Raw genomic sequence first — 12,404 nt, 5'->3', positions numbered from 1 at the left:
CCCGCCAAGACCATCCCCGCCGCGATCAACACGGTGCCCGTGCGGATCCTGCTGTTCTACGTGCTGACCCTGTTCGTGCTCATGAGCCTCTTCCCGTGGAACGAGGTCACCGGCGAGGTCAGCCCCTTCGTGCAGATCTTCGACTCCCTGGGCATCCCGTTCGCACCCCACATCCTCAACGCGGTGATCATCACCGCGGCGATCTCCGCGATCAACTCGGACATCTTCGGTTCCGGGCGCATGGTCTACGGGCTCGCGCAGCAGGGTCACGCGCCGCGCGCGTTCACCCATGTGGGCCGCAGCGGCGTGCCCACCCTCACCGTGGCGCTCATGGCCGTGGTGCTGTTGATCGGTGTGGTGCTCAACGCGGTGATCCCGGAGAACGTGTTCCTGATCATCGCGTCCCTGGCCACGTTCGCGACCGTGTGGGTGTGGATCATGATCCTGGTCTCCCACCTGGGCATGTCCCGCGAGCGCGCCCGCGCCGGCGCCCCGCGCAGTTCCTACCCCCTGCCCGGCGGTCGCGTGAGCACGTACGCGGCCCTCGCGTTCATGGCGTTCGTGATCGTGCTGCTCGCCTTCACCCCGGACACCCGCATTGCCCTGATCGCAGGCTTCGCGTGGCTCGTCATCATGACGGCGGTGTTCTTCGCGTTCGTGCGCGGCAAGGGCCGCGAGCGCACGGCCCTGCCCGACGACGCCGCTGCGGTCACCCCGGGTCCCGTGGCCACCGGTTCCAGGTAACCCGGTTCAGCCGGCCGGGTCGATCAGTGGGCGGATCACCACGCCCGCTTCCGCGGCCGACTCCGGTCCGGCGGAGGCGGGCTCACCCCGCCACCACGCCGTGAACTCCCGGGCGGTGAACACCGGCTTGCCCCACTTCGCGGCGTTCTTGGCCTTGTTCGACTGCGAGCCGTCCTCCGCGGTGACCAGGACGTCGCAGCGGGTCTTGGTCACGTTGGCCACCGGCTGCAGCCCACGCTCCACGGCCATGTCCTCGAGGTCCTCCCGGTAGACCTCCCGCCCGTCGGGGCCGATCACCGTTCCGGTGAAACAGATCCGCGCACCCGGCACCAGGACGGCCTCGATCCCCTGAGCCGCATCGGCCGACCCGTCCAGGATGTACTCACCCGTGTGCTCCTCCACGGCGCGCACCACCGCGAGGCTCTGCGCGGAGAGCCGCCCGCGCTCCCCGGCCTCCCGCAACTTCTCGGCGAGTACCGCACCCGGGTGCCCCGCGGTATCCGCACTGCACCGCACGGTGAACCCGGTGACACCGTCCGGCCGGGGCATGAGATAGCCCGACCGGTCCTGAGCTTCGGGGAACGGATCGGCCAGTCCCTCCGCGACGCCCGACGAAGCCGCGATCTCACGCACCGCACGGGCCCGTTCGAGCGCCGTCGCCGCCCCGAGACCGCGGCGTTGCTGGGCGGAGACCCGCCCCGCGGCGACGTCGTACCCCAGGGGCATGTGCGTGACGTACCCCGTGCGTTTGAGCTCGTGATCGAGGTACCCGAGCTGGCGGTCGATGTCCGCGCCCACGGGCACGCGACCCGCGAGGTGCGGGGCGAGCGCGGCCCACGCGTCCGTGAGCAGGGGCGCGAGCTGGACCTGGCCCGCGGTGATCCCGTATGCGCTGCGCGCGTCCCCCATGTCCCGCGTGGGGTTGACCAGGGTGCTCAGCTCCAGGCCGTCGTCCCTGACCAGGGCGAGCTCCACGGGCCGGGGCCTCCAGCGCTCGCCCACGTCCCCCACGCTGCAGATGCCCAGGTACACGTTGCCCTTGCTCGTGTCCGCGTCCCGGGACCCCGAGCACAGGAAGCGGCGAATGCGCTGATCGACCTTGAGATCGCGCGGCAACACGTTGCGCCGCAGCACGAGCCCCTCGAAGGACGTGCAGCGACTCAGCGCCACGTACAACTGGCCGTCGGCGAACGTGCCCCCGGTCAGGTCCACCACCACATTGTCGAGCGTCTGCCCCTGGCTCTTGTGGATGGTCACCGCCCACGCGAGACGGAACGGCAGCTGCGTGTACGTCCCGATCACGTCGTGGCGCAGCGTTCCGTGTTCGACGGCGGGCCGCGTCACCTCCCACAGGTTGGGTTCGACCTTGGCCAGGTGACCGTCGGGGAGCTCGATGTACACGATGAGCTCGCCGTCCTCCCAGAAGTGGTCGGCCACCTTGGCGATCGTGCCGTTGACCCACCGGTCGGAGGGATCGTTGGTGAGCATCATGACCTGCGCGCCGCGTTTGAACACGAGCTCCCGGCCCACGGGGATCTCGAACCCGTCCAGCTGCCCCGTGAGGATCGCGGAGTGGTGCACGGCCGGCTCGGGGATCTGCTCGAGCATCCCGCGGTTGCGGGACGTGGCCATCCGGTTGGTCGTGGTCAGGGTCAGCCAGAACTCGTCGATGGGCGGGGTGAAGTCCGGGTCGGTGCGGGCGTTGAGCTCCCGGCGGGCCTCCTCGAGCAGCGCACCCTCCCGCACGGCATTGAGGATGTCCACGAGACGGTCGTCCCCGAGCTGACGGAACACTGTGGTCAGTTCCACCGTGGCGAAGTCGTCCCGGTGGTAGGTGTCCGCGGAGAAGAAGTACGGGGTGGAGTAGCGGGTCGCGAAGTACTCGCGTTCGTGATCGGTGACCACGGGCGGCAACTGGTAGAGGTCCCCCACCAACACCAGCTGCACACCGCCGTACTTGCGCCCAGGTTTGGGGCCGAAACGTTCCAGGGCGGCCACGAGGCAGTCGAAGAGATCCGCCCGGACCATGGACGCCTCGTCCACGATCAGCGTGTGCAACTCGCGCAGGGTGGCCGCGAACCGGCCGGGGTAGTACCGCCCGCGCCGCACCTCCTCCGGGGACATCCCCGGGGTCAACGAGAGCAATCGGTGGATCGTGTACCCGCCCACGTTCAACGCCGCGATACCCGTGGGTGCCACGACCACCACGTTGCGCCGGGTGTGGGCCATGAACTCCCGGATCAGGGTGGACTTACCGGTCCCGGCCTTGCCCGTGAGGAACACGCTCTCCCCGTGGTGCAGCCGCTGCAGGGCCTCCCGGAACTCGCCGGTGAGAACCAGTTCGGAGGGATTGGTCGCGTTCACCCGGGCATATCCTTTCCATGCGGCGGTGCACGTGTGACCCTACCGCGCCCACCGCGGGGTCCGGCCTCCCCGCCCTGAATGAGGCTGACAAGCGGCACCCACCATCAGCAACACCCACCACCGGCCACATCCACCACCCGCGAGTCCGAGGACGGTCCACCCGTGAGCACCCAGCACACATCCCAGTCCCACGGCCCCGGGACGGATGTGCTCGCCGAGGACTTCGCGGCACGGATCACGGCCGCCGTGGTGGCCAACGGCGGAACGGTTGCTGAAGCAGTCCGCTAGGGTCGCGAGATCCTCTCCCGGGCCGGCGTCGAACACTCGGACCTGGACGTTAGCTACGCCGCGGTGGGGCCACCTCCAACGCGACGGACTCGACGGCCGTGGGGGACGACGGCAACCGCGACGGCACACGGTAGCAGGCATCCCGAGCGTTCGACCCCTCGCACCGACGGCGTCGGCGACGGCGCACGGCAAGCCGGACCCGCCGACACGCTCCCGCACCCCGATGGTCTCCTGGCATCCCCGGGGAACGGGACCCCCGCTCGGTGGACCGCCCTGCTCCCTGCTGGGTGAAGCATCCCGTCGCACTTATGGTCATAACGACTTTAGCACGTTAGAGTCATCTTGACACTAACGATCCGGCCCCGCGGGGCGTCGAAGACCGGGGAGCCGCCATGACCGATCAGCGCGTGCTGCTGGCCGTGTCCACGGTGATCTTCACGGTCCGCCCCACGGGCGAGAACAGTGCCCACGAGCTGTGGTTACCCCTGGTCCGCCGGATTCGCGATCCCTACCGCGGCATGTGGGCTTTGCCGGGCGGTCCATTGCGATCCACTGAAGATCTCGAGGACTCCGCCCTGCGCAGCCTCACCCTGACCACCGGGTTGGCCCCCACCCACCTGGAACAACTGGCCACGTTCGGCGGACTGACCCGCTCCGCCGGGGCCGAAGAACGCCAGGTCACCGTGGTCTACTGGGCCTCCCTCCCGCCGCACGAGGCCGCGATGGGCGAGAACGACCTCAACGTCACGTGGCTGCGCGTCACCGACCTGCCGGACCTCGCGTTCGACCACTCACTCATCGTGGCCCACGCCCTGGAACACCTGCGCGGTCGCATCGCCGAGCCAACCGTGGCCCGGGCGTTCCTGCCGGAGACGTTCACGATCGCGGCCCTGCGCGAGGTGCACGAAGCCATCATCAGCAAAGCCCTGGATCCCTCCAATTTCCGGCGCCACGTCCTGTCCTCCGGCCAGCTCCGAGACACCGGCGAGCGCCTCGCCGGCGCCCGGCACCGCCCTCCCACGCTGTACCGCTTCGCGGCGGCCGAACCGCCCGGACTCTTCCGCCCATCCCCGTCAGACCGTACCGAGGAGACCCCATGACCTCCGTGGCCACCCGACTCACGCTGCTACCCACCCGCCCATCCGGCACCGCGGCGACCCTTGAGGGCGGTTCGTGCAACGCCGCTCTCACCCAGGACCCGTGGGAGTTCCCCGCCCCGCTCTCGGCGGGTTACGGCCCGGGTGCTTCCCAGGACGACGCCGCTCCGGCCGGCTCCCCCGCGCAGCCCACTATTCCGCAGCGCTACCGGGATGCCTCCCCCGAGGAACTGGACGCCATGATCACGGCGGCCAAGAAGACTCTGGGTGAGCGCGCCGTCGTCATGGGGCACTTCTACCAGCGGGACGAAGTGGTCAAGCACGCGGACTTCATCGGTGATTCGTTCCAGCTCGCGCAGCAGGCCAAGGCGCACCCGGAGGCGGAAGCCATCGTGTTCTGCGGTGTGCACTTCATGGCCGAGACAGCGGACATCCTCTCCCGGGGCGGCCAGTCCGTGATCCTTCCCAATCCCGCTGCGGGGTGCTCCATGGCGGACATGGCGGACGCGGATTCCGTGGAGGAGTGCTGGGCGGATCTCCTGGACGTGTTCGGCCCCCACGCCACGGACGCCCACGGCCGGACGATCATGGGCGAGGACGGCGAGCCGCTCGCCTCCGTGATCCCCGTGACCTACATGAACTCGTCCGCCGCGCTCAAGGCGTTCTGCGGTCGCAACGGCGGAATCGTGTGCACGTCCTCGAACGCGCGGACCGTGCTGGACTGGGCCTTCGGCCGCGGCCAGCGCGTGCTGTTCTTCCCGGACCAGCACCTGGGTCGCAACACCGCCAAGGCCATGGGTGTGCCGCTGGAGCACATGCCCCTGTGGGATCCCCGCAGGGAGCTGGGCGGCAACACCGCGCAGGTCCTCCAGGATTCCCGCGTGATCCTGTGGCACGGCTTCTGCTCCGTCCACAAGCGCTTCACGGTGGGCCAGATCGAGAAGGCCCGCGCGGAATACCCCGGCTGCACCGTGATCGTGCACCCCGAGTCCCCCATGGAGGTCGTGGACGCCGCCGATTCCTCGGGCTCCACCGACCACATCCGCAAGGCCGTGGAGGCCGCGGAGCCGGGGCAGACGTTCGCGATCGGTACCGAGATCAACATGGTCAACCGTTTGGCCGCGGAGCATCCCGAGCACACGATCTTCTGCCTGGATCCCGTGATCTGCCCGTGCTCCACGATGTACCGCATCCACCCGGGCTACCTCGCGTGGGTCCTGGAGGAACTCGTGGCCGGTCGCGTGGTCAATCAGGTGTCCGTGGCCGAGGACGTCGCACGGGAGGCGTCCGTGGCTCTCGAACGCATGCTCGCCGCCGTCCCGAGGGCGTGAGTCATGACTGACGTCCTGGTCATCGGCACCGGGGTCGCCGGTCTCAGCGCGGCCTTGTCCGCGGCGGAGGCCGGTGCCCGCGTCACCGTGGTCACCAAGGCCGCACTCACCCACACCGCGACCGATCGCGCCCAAGGTGGGATGGCCGCGATGACCGGCTCCCTCCCCGGCGGAAACCCCGCGGATTCGGTACGGCTGCACGTCCAGGACACCCTGGTGGCCGGTGCGGGCTTGTGTGATCCGCTGGTGGTGCACGGGGTCGTCCGGGACTCCGCCGCGGCTGTTCGCGACCTCACAGACCACGGCGTCGCCTTCGACCACGTGGCCGGCCCCGACTCCCCGTGGGTGCAGGGCCTGGAGGCTGCGCACAGCATCTCGCGCATCCTGCATGCCGGGGGCGACGCCACGGGGCACGCGATCCAGGAGGCCCTGTCCGCTCGGTCACGCGAGATGGCCCACGGGGGACATATCCGTCTGCGCGAATACACCCTGGTCACGGACGTCATCGTGGTCGGTGACCGGGTCGTGGGCTGCACCGTCCGCCCGGTTCTCCGCGGCGGAGAGCTGGGCGACGAGGAGTTCCTCCCCGCGGACCACGTGGCGCTCGCCACGGGCGGCGCGGGTCAGCTGTATCCGTGGACGACCAATCCCCAGGTGGCCACCGGGGACGGCATCGCACTGGCCCTGCGCGCCGGTGCCCAGGTGCGTGACCTGGAGTTCTTCCAATTCCACCCCACCGCAATGGCCGCTCCGGGTTCGTTCCTGATCTCCGAGGCGGTCCGCGGTGAGGGAGCGGTACTGCGCGATCAGCACGGCCACCGCTTCATGACCGATGTGGACCCCCGCGCGGAACTCGCTCCCCGGGACGTGGTGGCGCGCGCGGTCTTCGCGGCGCGCACGGCATCCGACGACGGCGCCGCATACCTGGACTGCTCCACGATCCCCGTCCAGCCCGGGCTGACCCGCGCCGAGTTCCTGGCCCGCCGGTTCCCGTCCATCCACGCCGAACTCGCGAGGCGAGGCATCGACTGGTCCACCGAGTGGGTCCCCGTGAGCCCCGCTGCGCACTACCTCATGGGTGGCATCGCCACCGATGCGCTGGGCCGCACCACTGTTCCCGGACTGTGGGCCGCCGGGGAATGTGCCCGCACCGGCATGCACGGGGCCAACCGCCTGGCCTCGAATTCCCTGCTGGAAGCCACGGTCCTCGGCCGCAGGATCGGCGAACTGCTCGCCGGTCCGGGGGGACCCGCGGACGCGTCGCCCGTGGCCCTCTGCAGCGAACCGGAGCCGCGCGTGCTCGATGAGGCAACGGCCCACGTCCAGCCCCGCCTGGCAGACCGAAACGACCCGCTGCTCAGCACCAGGCCGTATTCCACGGGAAGGGAACCGTCCCCGACGGACTCGGCCGGCGCCGAACCGTTCTCCCGCGCAGGCCTGCAGCAAGCCATGTGGCAGGGCGCCGGGGTGTTCCGCACCGCCGAGGGCCTCGAACGGGCGAAGGCGCGGCTGGAAGGCTGGCTCGCGGCGTCGTCGTCGGACGAGGAGGATACGTCGGCGGCCCCTGGAACCCTGGCTGAAGCGGAGGACCGGAACCTCCTGACCGTGGGGCATGCGCTCGTATGCGCCTCGTTGGCTCGCACCGAATCCCGCGGGGCCCATCAGCGCGTGGACCACCCGGCCACCGACCCCCGCCTGGCCACGAGCACCGCATGGATCGCCTCCGGATCCGCAGCACCCACCCCCGAAAGGACAGACCATGCTGACTCGCTCAGCCGTTGAAGTCGTGATGCGTGCGAGCCTGGCCGAGGATGCGCCGTGGGGTGACATCACCTCCGAGCTCGTGATCCCTGCCGCGGCGACCGCCACCACCACGATCACCTCGCGGGAAGCAGGAATTTTTGCGGGAGAAGAGATCATCCGGACCGGCTTCGCCACGGCGGACTCGGGCCTGGAGGTCACGCTCCACGTATGCGATGGTGACCCGCTGACCCCCGGAACCGCCATCGCAACCATCACCGGCCCGGCGCGACCACTGCTAAGCGCCGAACGCACCGTGCTGAACCTCGTGCAGCGGATGTCCGGGATCGCGACGCTCACCGCTCGGTACGTGGCCGAGGTCGAGAAGGCCGTGGCAGAGGTGGAACGCGCCAACAACCTGCCCGCCGGGACCATCACGCGCACCCGCGTGACCGACACCCGCAAGACCACCCCCGGACTACGAGCGCTGGAGAAGCACGCGGTGACGTGCGGCGGCGGCAACAATCATCGATTCGGCCTCTCGGACGCCGTGATGCTCAAGGACAACCACCTGGCCGTGCTCACCGCGGACGGTACCTCCGTGACCCATGCGCTGCGCGAACTGCGCAAGAAGCTGCCGCACACCACGCACGTTGAGGTGGAGGTGGACCGGCTCGATCAGATCGAGGACGTCCTGGCCGGCGGGGTGGACACCATCATGCTGGACAACTTCGCCCACTCGGACCTGATCAGCGGCGTGGCGGTGGTGGACGGTCGCGCCATCGTGGAGGCATCCGGTGGCATCACGCTGGAGACCATCGGCAGGGTGGCCTCCACCGGCGTGGACGTCATCTCCGTGGGCGCGCTCACCCATTCGGTGCGCGCATTGGACCTGGGTCTGGACGTGGCCGTGGACTAGCCCTTGTTCACGAGCGTCAGCAGCACCACGGAGTCCTCGTGCGCGTGCAGGGAGTGACGCTGCTGCGGGATCACGGCGTACTGGGCAGGACCGAGCTGCACGGATTCGTCGCCGGCGACGAGCTCCACCCGGCCCGTGATCACCTGGATCGTGGCCTCGCCCGGGTTCTCGTGTTCCTTGAGGTCCTGGCCCTCGGCCAGCGCGATCATGGTCTGCTGCAGCGTGTGCTCGCGGCCGCCGTTGAGGTGGTGGGCGGAACGCCCGCTGGACGCCTCGCGCGCCTCGGTGAGCATGTCCTGGGCAATGGTGGTCAGCGTGTTTTCTTCCATGGTCCATCTTTACAGTCCGGCTCATCGCCCGTCACGGGCATGACATGTCCGTCATCACGAGAGGTCACATCATGATCTACCTGGATCACGCGGCGACCACCGCCCCGCGCCGCGAAGTGCTCGAGGCCATGTGGCCGTGGTTGACCGGCGGGTTCGGTAACGCGTCCAGTCATCACGAGCGCGGCCAGCGCGCCGCCCGCGCCCTCGAGGACGCCCGCCAGCGCGTTGCCGCGGTCCTCGGGGCCCGCCCGGGTGAGATCATCTTCACCTCCGGCGGCACCGAGGCGGACAACCTGGCGGTCAAGGGCATCGCCCTGGCCCGCCAGGAACGGCAGCCTTCGCGTCACCGCCTGCTGGTCAGCGCCATCGAGCACGACGCCGTCCTGGAATCCGCCCGCGCACTCGCCCGGCATGACGGTTTCGAGACGCTCGAACTGCCCGTCGATCCCTCCGGTGCGCTCTCCCCCGACACCTTCCGCGCCGCCCTCGTGTCCGACGACGACGCCGCTCGCACCCTCCCCGACCGTGCCGCCCCCTCCCGCGGCGTCGCCTCCCATGCCCCTCCCGGGAGCAGCAGTGCCTCCGATCCGACCACCGTGGCCGTGGCGTCGGTGATGCTCGCCAACAACGAGGTGGGGACCGTCCAGGACATCCGCGCCCTGGCGGAGATCGCGGCGGAGTACGGGGTTCCACTGCACACGGACGCCGTGCAAGCGGCCGGCACTCTGCCGCTGAACGTCGAAGACCTGGGAGTGGCCGCGCTGACGCTGGCGGGACACAAGATCGGCACGCCGCCAGGGATCGGCCTGCTGTGGCTCAAGCGCGGCACCCCGCTGCGCCCGCTGCTGAACGGTGGCGGTCACGAGCGCGGGCGCCGCTCGGGAACCTCCACCGTGGCCGGCGCCGTGAGCCTGGCGGTGGCGCTGGAGCTGGCCGAGCGAGAACGGGTGGCCTACACGGCCCGCTCGACAGCCCTGCGTGACCGACTGATCTCGGGCATCCTGAACTCCGTACCGGACGCAATCCTGACCGGCCAGGATCCTCGGAACGTTGTGGGCGGCCTCGGCAATGGCGGTGCCACCCCGGCCACTCCGGACGGCCCGGCTGCGTCCGCGGACCCGGCCGTTTCCGTCGACCCGCCAGCCTCGATCACCTCCGAGGGCCTCATCCCGCCGGCCGGCCGTGCGACAGCAACCGTCGGAGCGACGTCGGGACGGAACGGGATCACGCGACTACCGACCAACGCGTCCTTCTGCTTCCCTGGCGTCAATGGCGAAACCGTCCTGGTGGACCTTCAGAACCTGGGGGTGCTCGTGTCCTCGGGCTCGGCGTGCGCGGCCGGTTCCAGCGAGCCCTCCCACGTGCTCACGGCCCTGGGGATCCCCGCGGAGCTCGCCACCACGTCGGTGCGGTTCAGCCTGGGCCGAGAAACGACCGAGGCCCACGTGGACAGCGCCGTCCGCGCCACCGCGCAAGTGATTGCCCACCTCCGCGGCGAGCACGCACTCTGACCGGTGTTTCCCACCCGCGGCCACACCGATGTCGGCGTGACGCAGGGCCGCGCTGCGGGCCGCTCGTCGTGAGCTCACGCTCCGCGCGACGCCCCGAGGGGGCGGGACGCTACGGCGTCACCTCGTACGGCGGCTTCTCACCGCGGGCCATGGCCACGGCGTTCTCCGCGGCCTTGCGAGCCATCCCCGCCCGTGAGCTCACTTCTGCGGAGCCCACGTGCGGCAGCAAGAACGCGTTGGGCAGATCGGCCAGCCCGGCCGCGAGCTCGGGTTCGTTCTCGAACACGTCCAGCCCGGCCGCGAAGATCTTCCCATCCCGCAGCGCCGAAACCAATGCATTTTCATCAACCACGGGGCCGCGGGCGGTGTTCACGAGCACCGCGGTGGACTTCATCCGCCGCAACACGTCCGCGTCGACCAGGTGCGTGGTGTCCTCGGTGAGCGGGACGTGCAGCGAGAGGTAGTCACTCGTCTCGACCAGTTCGTCCCACGGCACCTGGCGCACCCGCCCGGCCAGATCGTCCAGTTCGTCGTCGGAGACCGCGCGGTCCTCGGGCGGGCGCTGCGTGAAGATCACCGTCATGTCGAAACCCAGTGCCCTGCGGGCCACGGCCTTGCCGATCCTGCCCATGCCCGCAATCCCCAGGGTGGCCCCGGTGACGTCCTGACCGACCAGCAGTTTGGGTCCGATCCCCGTGAACTTCCCGTCCCGCAGGTACTCGGCGGCCTCGTGGGCACGCCGCGCGGCGCCGAGCAGGAGCAACATGGCGGTGTTGGCGGTCGCGTCATTGAGGACGTCCGGGGTGTTGCCCACGGCAATCCCGTGTTCGGCGGCCGCCGCGACGTCGATGTTGTTGTACCCCACCGCGTAGTTCGCGATCCCCCGGATCCGCGCCTCGCTCAGCAGCTCTGAGTCGAACCGGTCGGAGACCTGCGAGACCACCACGTCGTACTCGCCGCCGGTCACTGCCTCGCGCAGTTCGTCCGCGCTCATCCCGTCCCGGATCTCGACGTCGCCCGCGTCCTCCAGGATGGACGGCCCCGGTTCGGGGATCTCACGGGTGACCAGGAAACGCGGTGTCTTCATGAACTCTCCTCGGGTACGACACGCACCGACTCATGCGGCACGGACCGGGCGGGCGGGCGTGGGAGGTGGGGAGCGGCGTCGGCGGCGGCCGCCCGGAGGAACACGAAACCCCGCGCGGCCACGAGAACTGCCGTGCGGGGTTCCGAGGCACCCCGTGGGGTGCGGACTTCACATCCGGATCAGATGAGGGACTTGGCGCCGCCGCGAGCCTTCTCGAAGCGCTCGGCCACGTCCGCCCAGTTGACGATGTTCCAGAACGCCTTGACGTAGTCGGCCTTCACGTTCTGGTAGTCCAGGTAGAAGGCGTGCTCCCACATGTCCAGCTGCAGCAGCGGGATGGTGGCCACGGGCACACCGTTCTGCTGGTCGTACATCTGCTCGATCACCAGGTTGCCGGCGATGGGCTCGTACGCCAGGATGGCCCAGCCGGAGCCCTGGATGGTGGTGGCCACCGCGGTGAACTGGTCGCGGAAGGCGTCGAAGGAACCGAAGAAGTTGTCGATCGCCGCGGCGAGCTCACCCTCGGGCTTGTCGCCACCCTCCGGGGAGAGGTTCTTCCAGAAGATGGAGTGGTTAATGTGGCCGCCCAGGTTGAACTGGAGGTCCTTGGAGAGCTTGGCGGCACCGGCGGCGTCGCCGTTGGCGCGGGCCTCCTCCATCTTCTCGAGCGCGGTGTTGGCACCGGTCACGTAGGTGTTGTGGTGCTTGTCGTGGTGCAGCTGCATGATCTGGGCCGAGATGTGCGGCTCGAGCGCTGCGTAGTCATAGGGAAGATCGGGGAGAGTGAACTTTTCAGCCACGGTGAATCATCCTTCCTTTGCGGGTGCGTGATGCTTCAACTGTCCGTCGCTGCGGTTCGGCGGGTCAAGGACGTTCAGCCACTAGCGTATGTTTCACGGAGCCCGTCATCTTCCGTCACAACCGGTGCGTTGCCGCCCGGGCCGTGACCTATCCTCGGGCCCATGTCCACCCCCGATACCGCCCTGGAGGTCAC

At 69.5% G+C, this 12,404-nt stretch carries 10 protein-coding genes and 1 pseudogene; 7 read left to right on the top strand and 4 right to left on the bottom strand.

Going from position 1 to position 12,404, the window contains the following annotated elements; genetic code table 11:
- Positions 1-744 (top strand): annotated as a pseudogene (locus tag B3I25_RS00410) (amino acid permease); the annotation flags it as partial.
- Positions 745-750: 6 nt separating this feature from the next.
- Here B3I25_RS00410 and B3I25_RS00405 read toward each other — a convergent pair.
- Positions 751-3,108 (bottom strand): AAA family ATPase, encoded by a 2,358-nt coding sequence (locus B3I25_RS00405; RefSeq protein ID WP_286737429.1) that lies wholly within the window; start codon positions 3,106-3,108, stop codon positions 751-753.
- 162 nt (positions 3,109-3,270) lie between these two features.
- Here B3I25_RS00405 and B3I25_RS00400 point away from each other — a divergent pair, with 162 nt between their 5' ends.
- The 5 genes from B3I25_RS00400 (at position 3,271) to nadC (ending at position 8,483) form a co-directional block, all read left to right on the top strand.
- Positions 3,271-3,396, top strand: coding sequence for a hypothetical protein (locus B3I25_RS00400; protein ID WP_277424968.1), 126 nt, complete (start codon positions 3,271-3,273; stop codon positions 3,394-3,396).
- 392 nt (positions 3,397-3,788) lie between these two features.
- Positions 3,789-4,496, top strand: coding sequence for an NUDIX hydrolase (locus B3I25_RS00395; protein ID WP_144997529.1), 708 nt, complete (start codon positions 3,789-3,791; stop codon positions 4,494-4,496).
- A complete protein-coding gene (gene nadA, locus B3I25_RS00390) occupies positions 4,493-5,824 on the top strand; it encodes a quinolinate synthase NadA (RefSeq protein ID WP_286737425.1) in 1,332 nt (443 codons plus the stop codon). The genes B3I25_RS00395 and nadA overlap by 4 nt, the downstream gene beginning before the upstream one ends.
- 3 nt (positions 5,825-5,827) lie before the next feature.
- Positions 5,828-7,606, top strand: a complete 1,779-nt coding sequence (locus tag B3I25_RS00385) for an L-aspartate oxidase (RefSeq protein ID WP_286737424.1) — start codon at positions 5,828-5,830, stop codon at positions 7,604-7,606.
- Positions 7,584-8,483, top strand: a complete 900-nt coding sequence (gene nadC, locus B3I25_RS00380) for a carboxylating nicotinate-nucleotide diphosphorylase (protein ID WP_286737422.1) — start codon at positions 7,584-7,586, stop codon at positions 8,481-8,483. Before B3I25_RS00385 ends, nadC begins: the two co-directional genes overlap by 23 nt.
- Here nadC and B3I25_RS00375 read toward each other — a convergent pair.
- The gene (locus B3I25_RS00375; RefSeq protein WP_085108234.1) at positions 8,480-8,812 is read right to left on the bottom strand and encodes a cupin domain-containing protein; all 333 of its coding nucleotides are present in this window, start codon (positions 8,810-8,812) and stop codon (positions 8,480-8,482) included. The two genes, nadC and B3I25_RS00375, sit on opposite strands and share 4 nt — an antisense overlap.
- Positions 8,813-8,883: 71 nt before the next feature.
- On the opposite strand from B3I25_RS00375, the gene B3I25_RS00370 reads away from it, so the two are divergent.
- Positions 8,884-10,323 (top strand): cysteine desulfurase family protein, encoded by a 1,440-nt coding sequence (locus B3I25_RS00370; RefSeq protein ID WP_286737418.1) that lies wholly within the window; start codon positions 8,884-8,886, stop codon positions 10,321-10,323.
- 109 nt (positions 10,324-10,432) lie between these two features.
- Here B3I25_RS00370 and B3I25_RS00365 read toward each other — a convergent pair whose 3' ends face one another.
- Both B3I25_RS00365 and B3I25_RS00360 read right to left on the bottom strand, forming a co-directional pair.
- Positions 10,433-11,410, bottom strand: a complete 978-nt coding sequence (locus B3I25_RS00365) for a 2-hydroxyacid dehydrogenase (protein WP_286737417.1) — start codon at positions 11,408-11,410, stop codon at positions 10,433-10,435.
- Between the two features lie 179 nt (positions 11,411-11,589).
- Positions 11,590-12,210: a superoxide dismutase gene (locus B3I25_RS00360; RefSeq protein WP_035962724.1), complete on the bottom strand. Its 621-nt coding sequence runs from the start codon at positions 12,208-12,210 to the stop codon at positions 11,590-11,592.
- Positions 12,211-12,404: the final 194 nt, after the last annotated feature.

The sequence above is a fragment of the Kocuria sp. UBA1838 genome (genome assembly GCF_002338785.1).
GTDB lineage: Bacteria > Actinomycetota > Actinomycetes > Actinomycetales > Micrococcaceae > Kocuria > Kocuria marina.
The sequence above is the reverse complement of the archived record's forward strand: the minus strand, read 5'-3'. Positions and strand labels throughout refer to the sequence as shown.